This window comes from Paenibacillus sp. FSL H8-0548 (assembly GCF_038630985.1).
Classification (GTDB): domain Bacteria; phylum Bacillota; class Bacilli; order Paenibacillales; family Paenibacillaceae; genus Pristimantibacillus.
In genome coordinates this window covers 2535189-2552642 of sequence record NZ_CP152049.1, presented here as the reverse complement: position 1 = coordinate 2552642, position 17454 = coordinate 2535189, and the positions used below count along the sequence as shown (strand labels likewise).

The 17454-nt window shown below is 45.0% G+C and carries 13 protein-coding genes; 6 read left to right on the top strand and 7 right to left on the bottom strand.

All coding sequences use genetic code 11. The features are described 5' to 3' along the window. Positions 1–634 precede the first annotated feature (634 nt). Both MHI37_RS10630 and MHI37_RS10625 read right to left on the bottom strand, forming a co-directional pair. Positions 635–1342, bottom strand: a complete 708-nt coding sequence (locus tag MHI37_RS10630) for a DNA alkylation repair protein (RefSeq protein ID WP_076334947.1) — start codon at positions 1340–1342, stop codon at positions 635–637. Between the two features lie 72 nt (positions 1343–1414). Beyond that, a complete protein-coding gene (locus MHI37_RS10625; protein ID WP_076334946.1) occupies positions 1415–2647 on the bottom strand; it encodes a multidrug effflux MFS transporter in 1233 nt (410 codons plus the stop codon). Between the two features lie 315 nt (positions 2648–2962). On the opposite strand from MHI37_RS10625, the gene MHI37_RS10620 reads away from it, so the two are divergent. From MHI37_RS10620 to MHI37_RS10595, 6 genes are all read left to right on the top strand, one after another. Continuing rightward, on the top strand, positions 2963–3601 hold the full coding sequence (locus MHI37_RS10620) for a cell wall hydrolase (protein ID WP_076334945.1): 639 nt from the start codon (positions 2963–2965) through the stop codon (positions 3599–3601). Between the two features lie 48 nt (positions 3602–3649). Next, on the top strand, positions 3650–3838 hold the full coding sequence (locus MHI37_RS10615; protein ID WP_076334944.1) for a hypothetical protein: 189 nt from the start codon (positions 3650–3652) through the stop codon (positions 3836–3838). Between the two features lie 546 nt (positions 3839–4384). Beyond that, entirely contained in the window at positions 4385–5083 is a 699-nt protein-coding gene (locus MHI37_RS10610) for a response regulator transcription factor (RefSeq protein WP_076334943.1), read from the top strand. A 21-nt stretch (positions 5084–5104) separates the two neighbouring features. Further along, on the top strand, positions 5105–6541 hold the full coding sequence (locus MHI37_RS10605) for a HAMP domain-containing sensor histidine kinase (RefSeq protein WP_076334942.1): 1437 nt from the start codon (positions 5105–5107) through the stop codon (positions 6539–6541). 95 nt (positions 6542–6636) lie between these two features. Next, positions 6637–7395 (top strand): ABC transporter ATP-binding protein, encoded by a 759-nt coding sequence (locus MHI37_RS10600; RefSeq protein ID WP_076334941.1) that lies wholly within the window; start codon positions 6637–6639, stop codon positions 7393–7395. 5 nt (positions 7396–7400) lie between these two features. Beyond that, on the top strand, positions 7401–9812 hold the full coding sequence (locus tag MHI37_RS10595) for an FtsX-like permease family protein (protein WP_076334940.1): 2412 nt from the start codon (positions 7401–7403) through the stop codon (positions 9810–9812). Positions 9813–10470: 658 nt separating this feature from the next. On the opposite strand, the gene MHI37_RS10590 is transcribed toward MHI37_RS10595, so the two are convergent. The 5 genes from MHI37_RS10590 to MHI37_RS10570 all read right to left on the bottom strand — a co-directional run bounded on the left by MHI37_RS10590 (position 10471) and on the right by MHI37_RS10570 (position 17417). Continuing rightward, on the bottom strand, positions 10471–12282 hold the full coding sequence (locus tag MHI37_RS10590) for an alpha-L-fucosidase (protein ID WP_076334939.1): 1812 nt from the start codon (positions 12280–12282) through the stop codon (positions 10471–10473). Between the two features lie 53 nt (positions 12283–12335). Then, positions 12336–13499, bottom strand: a complete 1164-nt coding sequence (locus tag MHI37_RS10585) for a glycoside hydrolase family 88 protein (protein ID WP_076334938.1) — start codon at positions 13497–13499, stop codon at positions 12336–12338. A 47-nt stretch (positions 13500–13546) separates the two neighbouring features. After that, on the bottom strand, positions 13547–14578 hold the full coding sequence (locus MHI37_RS10580) for a glycoside hydrolase family protein (RefSeq protein ID WP_179090130.1): 1032 nt from the start codon (positions 14576–14578) through the stop codon (positions 13547–13549). A gap of 16 nt (positions 14579–14594) precedes the next feature. Continuing rightward, positions 14595–15794, bottom strand: a complete 1200-nt coding sequence (locus MHI37_RS10575; protein ID WP_076334937.1) for a glucuronate isomerase — start codon at positions 15792–15794, stop codon at positions 14595–14597. Positions 15795–15857: 63 nt separating this feature from the next. Continuing rightward, positions 15858–17417: an extracellular solute-binding protein gene (locus tag MHI37_RS10570; protein ID WP_076334936.1), complete on the bottom strand. Its 1560-nt coding sequence runs from the start codon at positions 17415–17417 to the stop codon at positions 15858–15860. Between the last annotated feature and the right edge of the window lie 37 nt (positions 17418–17454).

Below are 17454 nucleotides of genomic sequence, written 5' to 3'. Positions count from 1 at the left end.
AGCCTCTTCCTATAGCACTATTTCATAAGTTAACCAATCGGACTAGCACGCAGAACCGAGGAAAGAAAACTAAAGTAACCCAACGAGATAAATTGAACTAGGGATTCACGTTTTGGGCGCTGTGCGAATAGATCTTTCTTAAGGACTGCAAAGGCAAACACTTTGCTTCTCCAAAATGATCTTCTGCTTCGCTAAAACTTTATTTCTAAGTTCAACTTATATAGATTGCCAACAGACTTAGAAAAAGAAAAATCACCCTTACGGGTGATTGGGAATCGCAGACGAGTCAGTTCACACTTCTAACGGAAACACGAGCCTCTATTTGTATCCTACCGGTTAGACCCCCTAATGCCGGATCTCGCTTCATTTCTGCGTAATAGCGTCTCCCTTTTCCATTAAAATGTGACGTTAACCAAAAATGGGACTTTAGCGCCACTGGTTTCCGTTAGCTTTCGTTATCAACAAGTTCGGAGAATACATAGTTTCCTATACAAAAAAAATAAAGGCCACGCAACAAAAACGTGGCCTTTAAATCTATGGAAGAGCTTATTCAGATATTATTAATAATGATCCGTCATCACTTCATTATATTAACTTTAAGCTAAAGCTTCATATTTTGTGGCTTATCCATCGTCTAACACCTTACATGCTTGCGTTTGAAACCAAGTCTCTGTTTATCTACTGCCTTCTGAATATCGTCGGAAGCGAGTAGAAACTTGCTTTTTGTCTTGTCCCGTTTGATTTCTACTGGGCCTACCGCCTTTGCTGTCTCGACCGCCTCACTATGGAGCGGCAAATAGGATACCCCTACTGTGTAAATAAAATTATTCATAGCGGATTTAGTTCGTTTTGGAGAATCGTGAATCGTATTCCGCAAAATTTCAAGCATATTAGCAAGTTTGCTTTCGGAAAATTCTCTATCCGGTCGATTACCCAAAAGCCAGCAGTAACAACTCCAGCCCGCTGACATTTTCAGCTCTTCGCCGCTTGCAATCCATTTATCAGCAACCTCTTGTGCAATATCTGTTTCTGACAAGGTTACTGCCACCACATAATCGGATAGCATATAAAAGTAAGCCGCATCTATCCATCGCTCAAAATCAGCTTCAGTCATTGCTTTAGGGTCTGCAATGACGCCAGCAAAGTACATGGCGTCATAATTCCCCGAAGAGTAAAGCTGCTCAGCCAAAGGTTGATTGTTTTTAATTTTCTTGGCGATGGGCTTCATTTCGCCGGTAGCCACCCCAAAAAGCGGTTCGTGCGCCCCATTGGATACGTATATTTTCTTGGTTCGTTCCTTGCCGAGAGCTTCAAGCTCCTGCATAACCATTTCAAAATTCATTGTTTAACACTTCCTTATTTTGATGGATTTCATCAAGCATATCACTCCATTATTGATTGAAAACCAGGGCTGTTATTGCGAAACCTTTGATGAAATATGATTATTAGTAAGCTTTATTTGCGGCTTGTGTGCGAGTCCGAAGAAAGCGATAAGAGCTAGCAGACTGGTCGACAAGATAATAATCCCCATCGGAACCGCTGAATTTTCTCCTGCAACTCCGACTAATGGTGAAGTAATTGCTCCAATCAAAAAAGGCAACAAGCCAAGCAGGGCAGCTGCACTTCCAGCCCTTTGACCTTGCGAGCCCATCGCCAGCACAAAAGAAGCTGTGGCCGTCATACCGATTGACGCCACGAAGAAGAACAACGGAATAACTAATGCCAGTAAAGGACCGTGCAATAAAATAACGAGCAAGGCTGCCAAACTGGACGTACAAGCCATCAGCAAACCAAGAATAACAAATTTGCGTTCCGAAAACGTTCTGCTGAACCGTCCCACGACCTGTGAACCAATAATTAAGCTTATTCCATTGGATGCGAACAACAGCGCGAACATTTGTGGAGAAGCGCCGTAAATATTTTGATAAACAAATGGAGTCCCCGATACGTAGGCGAATACGCCCCCAATCATAATGCCTTGTGCAAGCGCATAACCGATAAACTGCCGATCTTTAAGTAACGCTTTAATACCGCCTACTAGCTCGCCGAAGTTACTGGATACCCGATTTTCTACAGGCAAGGTCTCTTTTAAGTTCATCGTTGCCAAAATAACGAGTAGTAAACCAACAATGCCAAGTACAATAAACACGCCTACCCAAGTGGTAAAGGAGATCACACCACTGCCAGCCAAAGGCGCAATCATAGGGAACAGATTATTTACAAGCATGAGCATGGAGAAAAACTTCGTTAATTCTGTTCCGCTATATACATCGCGTACAATTGCTCTGGAGATAACAATTCCCGCAGAGGCAGCAAAACCCTGAACAAAACGTGCAGCTATAAACCAATAAATATTTGGGGAGATCGCACAGACTAACGAAGCAACCAAATAGAGAATAAGTGAAATAATTATTGGCTTGCGTCTCCCGTGAACGTCACTTAATGGTCCCATAATAATTTGGCCCAACCCTAAGCCAATGAGGCATGCGGTCAAACTGAGCTGAACAAGAGACGCCTTGGTCCCAAAATCAGCTGTAATTTGTGGAAATGACGGCAAATACATGTCAATCGTAAGTGGACCAAGAGCTGAAAAGGCACCTAATAGCAATACTAATCTTAGCCGATCATAATTTTTTGCTGCAGACATCGTTTGATCTTCTCCTAAACTTTTCCAAAGTGATGAATCGTAGTTATCGTATAAACTTGCTTCATTATAGACCAATATAGAGATAAACCCAATAGTAACTTAATCCTTTTAAGCAACTTTCCTATATTATTCATCCTACACTGTACTCCATCGGTTAGTTCAACTTATATAATGCTTCGATACCTTTCCTTTTTTTCAGGGGGAATGTAGATGAGAAATTCTTAACAAGATTATCCTATTCATGCATGCTAGAATAAACGCTCTAAGCCCTATGACAGCTTAGCTATTATTCGCATACGGAGGGATTTAATCATCATGTACAGATTTTTGGCTCTATTCGCTCTACTCATATTGGTTACCGCTACAGCAGCAAATCACAAAGCAGATGCTTCTCCTATCTTGAAATTCGGCAGCGAGGGACAGGACATTCCGGATCTGCAGTTCCGGCTTCAGACGATCGGTTATTACCATTTGCCCATAGATAAAAATTTTGGCAAGGCCACTCTTAGCGCGGTTCAACGTTTTCAAAAAAATAACGGGCTCCAGAGTGACGGCGTTGTAGGTCCGAAAACATGGGCGAAGCTCAAAAAATTGTCGGTCAACAAAAAGGAGCTTTCCATGCTTGCGCGTGTCATTTATGCCGAGGCCAGGGGGGAAGATTATAAAGGTCAAGTGGCGGTCGGTGCGGTCGTAATGAATCGACTCCAGTCTTCAAAGTTTCCGAATACAGTAAAGGAAGTTATTATGGAGCCAAATGCTTTCTCAGCCGTAAAAGACGGTCAGTACTGGCTTATTCCGAATCAAACGGCGTTCAAGGCAGCAAAAGCTGCTGTAAAAGGGACGGACCCAACCGGCAATGCGTTGTTCTACTTCAATCCGGTTATCTCCAAATCGGCTTGGTTCAAGACCCGTACAGCCACTGAGAAAATCGGAAATCATCTATTTACACTATAGGCATAGCCAACAGAGAAGGACATTTATCTAGAACAGGAGAACATAGGAATGAGTATAGATACTACGGATCGGCATCAGGCTAGAGTAGAATTGGTAATCGATATTATCAAAGGTATTTTTGAAAAAGAAACTATTCCGGAGGCATTCAAAGAGAAACTCAATACAATGAGTTATGATGATTTAGGAATTTATGTTATGAATATCGTAAAAAAACGATCCTTTGATGAAGTTCTTTAATTGAATATCTGGCTCCAGAACAAAAAGCGACCGTTCCAGAATGCTCTGGCATACGGCCGCTTTTTTTCAATTTTTATACTTCCTTTGGTTCGTATTCCGATCCCTCAAGCTCTGGACAAATGATTTCATCAGCTCATCCTCTTGAACAACGATAGGAGTTATGCTGCAGCCCTTTAGAAAACCCGCTATCTCTTCAACCGCTGCGAGGATTCCCCCGGAAAAACAAAAGCACACTCCATTCAGCCTTCACTCACTTCCCATTGGTAAATTACTAGTATTTCCTATTATCTATTAAAATTAATTCACAAAATAAATATAATAAAAATGAAACATCTGGATAATAAAATGAAATCCATAGTCGCTATCGAAGTGCCGACTCTATTAAAAAAAAAGCATATGAAGTAGAATAATTAAGAAATTCAACAGGTGTATCTGGACCTAAATACTTCCCAATACGCATGTATAGAAGTGCTTCCCGAGGTTTCTTACATGGTGTGCGATATTGTAAATTCGATTAGAAACTAACATTGAAGATGGTGAATGATAATGAAACAACAAAAGAAAATTCTTATCATAGAAGACGAGAAGGATATTTCCCGAATTTTGCGGGACTATTTGGCTAAAAACAGGTACGAGGCTGCGGTCGCAGGGAATGGGAAAGACGGTTTGTATATGCTGGAGCTTGTCCAGCCCGATTATATTATTCTTGATATTATGCTTCCGGATGTGGACGGAATAGATCTTTGTAGAGAAATTCGTGAGAAAAGCAACGTGCCTATCCTTATTTTGAGCGCAAGAGGCAGTGATACCGATAAGGTACTTGGCCTTGGCTTCGGTGCGGATGACTATATGACAAAACCTTTCTCCTTAACTGAATTGCTAGCACGAATTAATGCCCACTTCCGTCGTTATGAAACCATGGTCGCTGCCCCGCAGGATTCTGACTTCTTACGTCTAGGAAACCTCGTAATCGATAAAAAAGCATATAAAGTGACGGTAAACGGTTCAGAGGTTTCCCTCTCAGCAAAAGAGTTTGAGCTTCTTTATTATCTTGCCAAGCATAAAAATCAGGTGTTTTCCAAAGCTCAATTACTTGATGCAGTCTGGGGATATGACAATTACGGCGATGAGAATTCAGTAACGGTTTATGTCCGGAGATTGCGTGAGAAAATCGAGAAAGCCCCCTCCAATCCTAATTATTTAAAGACGGTATGGGGCGTAGGATATAAATTCAGTCTAGACTAAGCGTGCGATTGGAGATGACATATGTCTTTGAGCTCTTGGTTAAAAAATTGGTTAACAGCAGCTGCACTTATGCTTGTCTTCATAACACTAAGCAGCGCTGGCATGCTTCTATATAGTTGGAATAATGACAATGAGTCTAGTCAGAAATACGTGATTAACCAGGCACGATTGGCTGTGAACCCTTTTCTTCTCTATCTGGAGCATAATAGCGAGGAGATCAGGAATGATCATGTGCAAGAGACCTTGGACAAGATGACAGCCAGCAGCGGCATGGACCTGATTTATGTGGAGTTGGACGGCACGGTTGCTTTCACCACCTTCAAATCGATGCCATCGGCACCAGTGAACCTCAAGACGTCTTTGCACTATGATTTGTATGATGCGCAGCAGGAGGATCAATTTTTCAAAACCGCTTTTCCTGTCATAGACGACGGCTCTCAAAATCAGGTCGGAAATGCCCTATTTTACCTGCCTAAAGACATGATTTATGCCAAAAAATCGGATCATACTCCTCTTGCTGCTTTTGCTCTCACCGTGTTTTTAGCGCTACTATTATCCGTTTTGCTCATTATGATCAGAAAAAAAATCAAGCATCATCTTATCTCGCCTATTATCACGCTGAAGCATCACTCAGAAGCGATTTTGAAGGGCAATTACGAGGAGAAAAGCCAATATGCCCGAATGGATGAGCTGGGCGGCCTATATGCTATGTTTGACCAAATGAGAATGGAGATTATGCATTTAAGCACGCAGAGAGTCGATCAGGAGAAAGCTCAGAAGGAGCTGATAACGAACATCTCCCATGAGATTAAGACACCCCTTACCACTGTAAATGCCTACATTGAAGCGATACTTGAGGGCGTGTGTCCAGATACCGAAACGATGATGGAATATGTGGAAGTGATGCGCAGTAACACGGACAAAATGACTAGACTTGTTGAAGACCTGCTCGTGCATGCCTTGCAGGAGCTGGGACAAATTTCTGTAGATCCTACGGAGCAGTATAGCTCGAATGTCCTTCAGGATATTTTAAAACCGATAGGCCATTATGTGCGCACAAACGGAGTGACCTATATGGAGTCCCATGACATTCCCAATGTGCTTATCCCGATTGATGCGGTCCGTATCGAGCAGGTAATTACGAATCTCGTATCTAATGCATTAAAGCATACCTCTCCTGGCGATACCATCCGGATCGGCATAGAGCTGGCTTCCGCGCAGCTTACATTCACCATTGCGGATACAGGCAGAGGCATAAAGCCTCAGGATATGCCTTTTCTATTTGAGCGGTATTTCAGCGGGCAAGGGAAGTCAACTGGCACAGCCGGATCGCAGAAGGGAACTGGACTTGGACTTTCGATTTGCAAGACGATTATTGAGGCACATGGCGGCTCCATCTCCTTTCAGAGCAAAGAGGGGCAAGGAACTACGTTTCAATTCACACTTCCGTTATGTTGAGTTTTCACTGTAATAGTTTATTAATAACTTGATAAGCCTTTTTAAAGATCAAGGAATTATACTAGGACTTACATAGAAAACGGGAGTGATCATACATGGCTAAAAAAGCAATTATACAAGCAAAAAATCTTTGCAAAACCTATAACACCGGCAATGAACAATATCATGCCATTCGAAATCTTGATTTGGAAATTCATGAAGGGGATTTCACCGTCATTATGGGAAATTCCGGATCGGGCAAATCTACTTTGCTTTATCTATTAAGCGGTCTCGATAATGTTACAGCTGGTGAGGTGTATTTCCGCGATCAACGTATTGACCAATATAACGAGAAGGAGCTTTCCAATTTTCGCACCAGAAAGATCGGTTATATTTATCAAAGCATCAACTTGGTTCCCGATCTTTCGATTCTGGACAATGTATCGTTGCCCGCCTATATCGCCGGAAACAAAACAAACAAAATAAAGGCCAAAGCACATGAGCTCATTCAAGCTATGGGCATTGAAGGCCAAAATAATCGCCTCCCCTCTCAAACCTCGGGCGGTCAGCAGCAGCGCGCCGCCATTGCCAGGGCATTAATTAATTCTCCTGAAATCATTTTTGCAGATGAGCCTACCGGAAGCTTGAATTACGACCATGGTAAAGCCGTTCTAGACATCCTGACCAAAATGAACCGTCAAGGCCAGTCAGTCGTCATGGTTACCCATGACATTAAGGCCGCATGCAGAGCCGACCGGCTAATCTTTATTAGAGATGGCAAGATCGGCGGCATTCTTGAATTCGAGAAATATGACGAAAAAAGCACCCAAGACAGAGAGTCCATGATCTTTTCTTTCGTTTCAGGAAAGGAGTAATCATAATGACTGCTGTTTGGACACTTTGCTTGTCTTACCTCAAAAAAAACAAAATACAAAACCTCTTTATTTCACTGCTCATTCTGCTATCTACGCTGCTTGTCGCTACTGCAACCATTATCATTTCTAATACTGGAAATCTGTTCACCGACATGCACAACCAGACCAATGGCTCTCATCAAATTCTGACGTTTGAGAAAGATCTTCATAATCCTGAAGAAGTCCACCAATGGTGGGAATCACAAAAAGGCGTCGATGTATCCAGTCTCATGCGATATCGTACCTTATCGGGAATTACCCATCATGAGCAAAATATTCCGAATCTATATTTATTCATGATGGATACGCCGAAGCTTCCTAAAAACGTCGATAAGCTTGTTTTTGCAGAAGGAGAGAATAGCGCGCAACCAGAGAAGGGCACGGTATGGATTCCGACCTCTATGGCTTACGGCTATAATATTAAAGTCGGCGATACCATTGCTTTTAATACCGGCAAAACTCCTTTGGACTTAACGGTTTCTGCTATCGTGATAGATGTTCCCTACGGTGCTCCGTTTACAAACACAGCACGAGTATGGATGAGCAATGACGATTATCAGAGCAAGCTCACGGTGATAGCAGGAAAAGACAGCTATCTAATGGGGCTTCGTTTTGAGGATTATTCAAATAACAGCAGTTATTGGGATCGCTTCACAAGTGAGTTCGGAACTCCTTTTCTAGAGTCTAAAATGGAATTTGAAGGCATCGCCTCCTTCTATCTAATCATTAATCAAATTATAGGCTTTGTTATGGTTTTCCTTGGTTTAGTCATGATGCTTATCGCTTTAATCACAATCGGATTTACGATTTCTGATGCTATTCTAGCCAATTACAAAACGATAGGCGTCCTTAAGTCACTAGGGTTGACCTCTCATAGAACCATTAGCACTTATGTCATACAGTACGGTTTGCTGTCAGCGATTGCGATTATTCCAGGCTTAGCGCTAAGCACCATGCTGTCCAAAGTAATTATTAATCTATCTGTATCTTCACTTCGCACGAGCCATTCTGAGCTCAATATACAAGGAACCGGCGCTGCTATACTTGTAGGGTTGCTATTATTTGTGCTCGTTCTCCTGTGCGTCGTCTTATACGCCAAGAAAGCCCGTTCCGTACAGCCCGTGCAAGCGATTCGATACGGCATGTCCGAGATGGAAAGCAACAAAATAAAATCGAGGATGGACTCAGCCGCAGCGAACAAAATTGGCTTTGGCAATCTGCCCGTCATCGCTGTTATCGGTTTGCGGAATTTAATCAAAAATCTAAAGGGCTCTGCTTTAATGCTTGTATTGACTCTGATGGCCTCCTCTGTGCTAGTGCTCGGCTACGTGGTGCTAAGCAGCATTATTGGGATCCAGCAAACTGCTGCAAAATGGGGCTATGATTCTGCCAATATCGTAGCCATGGTTATCAATAAGTCCACGTTTCCGCGAGCTGAATTCGACCAAGTATTAGCCTCCGAATCCCGCATTAAAAATTATGGGTGGCAGGGCAATATGACGGCTATCGTCAATTCAGAGCCTGTACTGAATAAGTCGAATGAAAATACTCCTACTCTCAGCATCTATTTAAGCGTACTGGATGGAGGTTATGATGAGCTTGGTTTTGAGACATTGACGGGCCATAACCCGCGCCAAAAGAATGAAATTGCTATCGGAGTCAATGTTGCGAAGAGCTTGAATAAAGATCTTGGCGATGTTATCGAGGTGTATATCGAAGGCAAGAAACAATTTCTGATCATTACTGGTATCTATCAGGCAATCTCGAATATGTCCAATTCCGCTCGAATGACCATCGAAGGGGTAAAAACAGTTAGCCCTAACTTCAATAACATGGATGTTGCCTTAATTAACGTGAACGATTTGTCACAAGCAGATGCAGTCGTCAGTGATTTGAATGAACAATTCAAGGAGTCAACCTCAGTCGTAACGCAGCAGACTCTTCTCGATTCCGTGTTCAAGGAAGCCGCCAACATACTCATTTACCCGATGAGTCTGATGGGACTGCTTTTTATTATTGTGACCTTCATCATTATTTACAGTACCTGCCGTATCAATATTCGAATGGAGAGCAAAACTTACGGTATTTATAAATCGATAGGCATGACCTCCAATCGAATCCGTTTGTCTATCGTTCTAGGCATCAGCGCACTAGCAGCCTTAGGTGCCCTGCTCGGCATAGCTGCAGGAGTTTATCTGCTCCCGCTCCTTTTAGAGAACATTCTCTCAAGCTACGGTATTGTTCAATTGCCAGTCATTCTCAACTGGGGCGGTATTATCCTCATGGCCTGCATAAGTGTTTTGTCAGCAGCGACCGGCTCATGGGCTTCATCTAAAGTCATTCAAAAAGCATCGCCACGAATTCTCGTGGTGGAATGACAGCTGGAACAGCTAACGAAGGAGGATGGAATTCGCAAAATATGTATAAGAAATTGCTGCTTGCGACCGTTGGCTCAGTAAGCCTTCTGGCTGGCTGCTCTAATTTGGCAAGTCCGTCCGATTCCAATAATGTATCATCGTTATTAGACTAGAGTGAGCAGGTTAGAAACGTAGGTGTCAAGGGAGATCTGGGAAAAGTGATGTCAACGGCGGCGGCCCCCTTATTACACTAACAGCTTCTGTCGGGATGATTACGGTCAATACTGAATAATAGCTATCCCAAAAACGCTATGCTCACTGATAACATAAATTTTTAAAAAAATGGCAGTACAGGAGTCTATTCCTGTACCGCCATTTTCCTTTGTTTATCTACCTCTTAAGCACACATAGGTGCTTATCGCCTGAAAAAAAAGCTGTTTTTCTGCCATAAGCACCTATGTGGTCTTATCGCGCCCGAATGAACGCAGCCCGCCACTAATTCGACCTCATAAGCACATATAGGTGCTTATTGCCCGAGAAAACAAGCTATTTGGCTGCCATAAGCACCTATATGGTCTTATCGCGTCCGAATGAACGTATCCCTCCACTAATTGGAACCAATAAGAGGATGCCCTAGCCAAATTCATGGCTTTTGGAACACCCTCTCTTAAGAAAAGCTTCACACCAGTTTTATACATCTAGGCTGCATCAGATAAGCACCTGTAATTTGTTCTGCCTGAAGATGAATTGTATATTCTCCTGCTGCAGGAAATTGCAGCTCTCCCATATGAAAACATTGGAAGCCAGAGGCTCCTCCGGTAGACTGCACCTTTGCCTGCAGTTTTTGTCCCGCTGCCGTGATCAGGAAGGTTCCACCGCCCCCATTCGTTCCTTCTTCGCTGCGATATTCGATATAGACCTGAAATTTCATCGGTCCTAATGTCCGGACTCTCCAGACCGCTTCATCCTCCTGATCCGTCCAGTCCAGCAAATTATCTCGATCTTTTTTCCCCGTATCATAACGAAGGGTGGGACCGGCGATCTCGCTTTCAAATACCCCCAATTCAAGCGAATCATGTCCTCCCGAATCCAGCAGTTTGACTGGATTGCCTTCTACAGGACCCGTGCAGACGACAGCGATGACCAGCGGCTTGGCGTTAGAAGAATTGCCAGATTCCGTCAAGGCAGGCAGTTCAACCTCCAAATCCTGATCTGACACCTGAGAAAAAACCAATTCCTTGCCGCCATCCAAAACAAACACCCTTTGAACCTCGGTTTTCAATCCGGGAACAATCAGTTTGGAACCCAAGGGACGGTCGAACACATGTAGAAACAGCGTATTTCCTTTCAAGGTGCATCTTCCCCAGAAAGGTCTGGCCGTTGGCGCCGCGCCGGCACCATAAATGCTGTCTCCATTAGCAGTTAGCCAACTGCCAATTTCAAGTAAAATCGATTCGGATACTGGATCCCATTCACCTGACGCCATCGGACCGATATTGATGACCAAATTTCCGTTTTTGCTCACGACATCGATCATCTGCTTGATGATCGCTAGGGGTGATTTCCAGTTATGATCAGATTTTTTGTAGCCCCATGAGTCGTTTAATGTAATAATATTTTCCCAATCCCGCCTAAGTGTACGAGTTGTAAGCTGGTTATCGGAGCTATTGGAATAGTCCCCGAGAGGAGCCTTCCAAACCCGGCTATTGACTAAGCAATCTGGCTGAACGCCGTGAACGGCCGCCAAAAACTGCTCTCCCTGCTCCCGTGTCAGCTTGCCACCGCAGTCAAACCACATTAGACCAACCTTCCCGTAGTCCGTTAGCAGTTCACGGACCTGAGGGATTGATTTATCGTGCAAATAGCGTTCAAAGCGCGTCCGTTTATCCGAATCTTGTATCCATGTTTCAACTTCGTCATAAGCACCGATATTTCCTGGGTAATCCCAAGTATTACCTTGTGAATCCGGATCATGCCAATCCATCGCATGGGAATAGTAAATTCCAAAAACAATTCCTTCTGCGCTGCACGCTTCAGCTAGTTCTCTAAGCGGGTCTCGACCAAATGAATTATGCTTGACGATTGAATAATCGGATACTTTCGAATCGTATAATGCAAAGCCGTCATGATGCTTGGCTGTAAGAATGATATATTTCATGCCTGCCTGCTTAGCCGTCCGCACCCACCTCACCGCATCAAAGGCTGACGGATAGAAGTCCTTTGCCATTTCCTCATATTCGGCAACCGAGATTTGTGCGCGAAGCATAATATGCTCGCTGTAGGAAGCTTGTATTTCTTTCCCCTTCCACTCGCCCGCAGTCAGAGAATAAGGTCCCCAGTGAATGAATAAGCCCAGCCGCGCCTGTCTCCACCACTCCATACGTCGATTTTGTTCATCATCTAGCGGGATTTCGGCGCTTTGTATATTAAACGGATCATCTAGCAAATTTTCAGTCTCCACTTTTGCTTGATCCAAGCTTTTTTTTATCATCGTTTATCTCCATTTCAATTATTGGACGTTAGATTGTCTTCCCGGTCCACCCCTTACCACAGCTGCAGATCTGTTCCCCGTAGCTTGGATACGGCTTCTACGAAGAAAAAATCACCATAGATCAGCGGCGTGTCAATATGCACGCCTCCCGGCAGATTGGATGTGCCGGATAAAATCAAAGCTTCTTCCGGCTGATCCCAGGCGCCATAATTTTCATGAATGGATCGAATTATTTTTTCTGCTGCGCTTAAGTACATCGAAGCTTCTGACTGTGGGACAATCCTTGCCAGCTCGATCAAACCACATGCCGCACAGGCACCTGCCGATGTATCGCGAGGCTTGCCGCCTTCTTCCGGCGCCCTGAAATCCCAATGAGGCACATGGTCTTCAGGTAGATTCGCTAGAAAGAAATGAGCTGCCCTTTTGGCACCCGTCAGGAATCGATGATCTCCGGTATAATGATAAGACAAAACAAGTCCATAAATCATCCAGGCGCTGCCCCTCGCCCAAGCGGATTCTTCCGCATAACCTTGGCCAGACATGGCACCGATTCTCGCTCCCGATTCCGAGTCGAAATTAACAATATGGTAGCTGGATCCATCCGGGCGGAGAAAATGCTCCAACACCGTTTCCGCATGAGCTTCAGCGATATGCCGAAAACGCGGATCATCCGTCACTTCTGATGCCCAGTAAAGCAAGGGCAGGTTCATTACGGTATCAATGATCGACCAGCCAGAGCGGTTCACATTCGCAGTATCATGCCAGGCTCTAATAAATTTCCCCTTCAAGTTAAAACGGCTGGCTAACTGAGAAGCCGCCATCACTCCTCTTTGCTTGGAACTCTCGCTGCCGGTCACACGGTAATTCGCCACAGCCGAGAGCGTCCAAATAAAACCGGAATCATGATGGACGGCAAGAGCATATAGCGGTTCATCTAGTTTTTCCTCAATCCGCTCGGCAATCTCCTGAAGAGCTGCATGATTTCCATCAGCGGAAATCTGCCACAAAATACCCGGCCAGAATCCTGCCGTCCACCACGATGTCCGCATATTGTCGTATACTCCATCGACAGAAGCATGCGGAAAACTGACGCCAATCCGCTTGCTGGTCCGCTCTACTTTATTTACAATTTGCTCCCATGCTTGTTCAGCCCATTCCTGAATGGAATCTGATATTTCCAATCCACGAGCGTTTTGTTTAACTACTGTCTCTCTCATTTGGTTCACTCCTACTTATTTTATTTATATTTATAAAATTTTCTTTTTCAGTTCGTTGTCCTCAGCGGAATGACCATATTCCAAGTGTTTTCCGCATTTCGAAATCCTCCGGAACCATCTGCTACCGCTGCGAATAAATGCGTAGGAACACCATCTTGAAAAAGCAGAAATGGTCGCTCGAAGCTGCCCATCCACTGCTCTGTGCCGTCCTCCCAGCGGACTAGCCTTGAATACGACTTGAGGGATTCGGCCAATCGCCAATCCGTCCCGTCATCGGAAACAGCCAAAATCCCGCCATGCTTTTCTCCGCATAAATGGCCGTCCATATCCTTGGCGATCATACGGTATCCCTCTGCGGTATGCCAAATAAACGGGTCCTCTATATGAAATTGTTCTGGCGGAAAGAGTGGAGAGTCATGAATGACGCGGTACGGTCCTTCAATTCCCGAGGCCTCGGCAACGCCTAGAGTCATCTGTCCATGCCCATTGCTCTCGTATTTGCGAGCTTTATAAATCAGCAGTACGCTGCCGTCTTCCCGGATATGAGGAGCGGGATTAGACGTCAGGAAGCTGTCGAACTTGCCCGGCCTCGTAGGCAAAATAGGCGCGTCAAGCCTTGACCATGGCCCGTAAACGCTATCGGCAACGGCTAACCCAACGCGCTTGTTAGCACGAGCAGCAATGACGCGGTAGTCGCCCTCATCCACCGTGTCACCGGGCTTCGGCTCAGCGAAAGGATGCGTGGTGCCCATATAATACAACAGAAACTTATTTCCATAACGAATGATATGCGGATTATGAGTACTTAGCCCGTCCCAATATTCCGCACCGCGAGCCGGAAAAACCGTTTCCTCGTAAGTATAGGGGCCTTCCGGGGTATCGGACGATGCGCGGACAATCTCAGAGCGGAGCAGCCATCCCGGATGCATCGGCAGCCACTTTGGAAAGCGGGATGCGAAAAGATGAAAGCGCGAGTCCTCTCCGCGCACAACCGACCCGCACCATACCCACCAGTCATCCATGCGGAATCCTCCATTCATCGGAGCCGGAAGCATTCGGTCCATCAGTGAAAAAGTCATCTTCTCCCTCATTCCTTCATCGCGTCGAATTCGTTAACCCATACCGTTTAGCAGCACTTCCATGCAGCCATTCCGAAGCGCTATACAGCGCATCCTCTCGACTAATCCAACCGTTCTCAACCTGTTTATCCAAAAAGTGTGCAAGCAGCTCCTTGACGAGAAGCAGCTTGCCATACGTCCATTCGATGCAGCGCGCATCCGATACAACAAGCGAGCTCTTAAGCGGGGCAATCGCCTCCAGCCGATATTGCATGCTCTGCAAGTAAGTGCTCGGCCGGAAGTTATACCACCACATGCCTCCCACATGCACGTTGGGGAAATTCCATGCCGCCTGTACGATGTCCATATTATTTAATTCAGAAGCCACTACCAGTTCAAACGCAATGGAATAACTTTCGAATAGACCATACAGCTTAACGATCCGCAATGAATTGTTCACAGGAGCCGCCGAGTCTGTTCCCCAGCCTCGTTCGATGCCTAGAAACAGCTGCAGAAACATTCCCCGCTCTTGCAGCTCGGAACAAATCTCATGAAGCAGCATCATCGTGATTTCATCTATACTTGAATTGTCGCTAAGCTCATATGCCTCGTGAGCCGAAGCCTCATAGGCAGACAACGTCGTCATTATTCCGGGCGAGCCCATCGCTTGATAGGACTGCAATTGGTCCGAAATGGTTCTCTTCGTATATTCGAATGCTGACTGCCTGCTTGCGCCGGAGGAATCGGCGATTTTTCGGGCTAGCTCCGGCAGCCACGAATCGATTCGCGGCAGCAATAAGGCATCCTCCCTCATTCCTGCAAAGGCTGCATGATCAGGATGGTTAACGACAAAACGCACGACATTCAAGCGGTCTGCAACATGCTGTGCCCAATCAGCAGTGTTTCTCTTCTGCTTTACCGTTTCATTCGCCTTTAGCACCGACTCTGCATCGGTAAGGGCGATTTCGTATAAATTTTTCATGATCGCTGTAAAGGCTCGGTTCATCATCGTATTGCGGGATCCGTGATAAGCACTCACAAATGCTGCAGCGCGTTCCTCTTGCGGAAGCCGATCCGCGTCGGCAGGGTAACCTGCTGACTGCAGCTCGCGGTTCAACCAGAAATAATCGGAAATTTCCCAAAAATCGTTCGCGCATAGCTTATTTCCCACTAGATGGGTATGCGTATCGATGACTGGCATCTGCATGATCTCGTTATATAATGAGGGTTGACTCATCCTTCTCACTCCTTAATAAGGAGGAAGCACTTCGCACGAAGATGCTTCCCCAGAATACTCCTATTAACGATTTTGCTGCTCAATGATTCCTTCTTTGCTGTTGTAGCGCTCGGTCGCTTCTTTTACGATCTCATCGCCGCCTTTTTGCTTGTATTCTTCGATGACTTTAGGGAAATCACTAATAGGCTCTTTTCCATAAATCATTTTGACCATATGATCGACAACCAGCTTAGGCGCTTGATCCGGACGTTTGGAAGCAAGATCAGGGAATATGCTGAATGATTCCAGATCCGGCACAAATCCGATGCCGCCTATTCCTTCTGTGCTCAGCGTTTCATCCAGCGCTTTCAGAACATCAACGCCGTTCGGAAGTAGTTCAGTCCGTTCGCGGTTGATCGTTCCGTCTCCAACCCAGCGCATTTGATTACGAAATTTCTCTTCGTCTTGAGCAGCTTTGCCTTCAGGCATCTTATAATCGATTTTCCCGTCTTTTTCAGTGTAATTCTCGCCTTCAATACCAAAACTGTAGAATTTTTTCGCTTCATCCGTTTGCATCCATTCAAACATTTGGATTATCCGGACAGCCTTTTCCTTGCTAACCTTGTTGTTGATATACAAAGAGGTATTAACTGAACTGTACAAGCCATAGCCTTTTTGCCCATTGTCACCGATCGGCGACGGAATAATATCCACTTTCGCCTCGGGGTTTGATGCGGCTACTTGAGTACGAAGATCTAACAGGTTTTGTGCGTTAGCCGTCCATATCCCCGCATTGCCCGCAGCAATATTTTCGCCGTACTGTGAAGCTTGAATCGTTGCAAAGTCCTTCTGAATGAGACCTTCGTCATACATCGTTTTGTACACGTTTAAAGCTTTCTCCATATTTTCGCTATTATAAAATTTCGGTACGATTTGTCCGTCCATTTCGGTAAACTGATATCCAAGCGCGTCATACGCACCAAAGACAATATCCGCATATTTAAAATTTTCCCGCATCTGATATGGAGCGCTTAATCCGAGCTTTTTAAATTCGCGCAAAACATTTAAGAAATCTTCTATCGTTTCTGGTACCGGTAGACCGGTTTTTTCCAGCAAGTCAGTACGAATAAAAGTGGCACGGCGGGACGGATTGCTGAGCCAGGTAGGAATGCCGTATATTTTGCCTTCGTAGCTTACCTCATCCCATGCTTCCTTCGGAACGAGCTTCATCAGCTCGGGGGCATGCTCCTTTAACAAATCGTCAAGCGGCATAAAGATGCCTGCCTGCACCGACCCGGCCATCGATTTATCCGTAGCCCCTCCGACATTCTGAACAACATCCGGAATTTCTCCGCCAGCAAACTTGACCGCCATTTTGGAATCAAAATCTTTCAGAGGAATCAGTTGAATATCCAAATCGATATTCGCTCTTTTCTCAAGCTCCTTTATCCACTTGTCGTTATTAATGTCCTTGGAGCTTTCAGCGTAAGCGTTTCCACTTGTGTTCAATGAAATACTGAATTTCAGCGGTTTGGAAGCGTCCGCCGCATCGGCATTTCCACCTGATGTTTCATTACTGCCGCATCCTGCAGAGAGGCCTGCAACTAGCGCCACTGACATCATTACACTAAACCATTTCTTCATCTGAATAATCCCCCTTCATTTGTGAAAAAAAGGTATT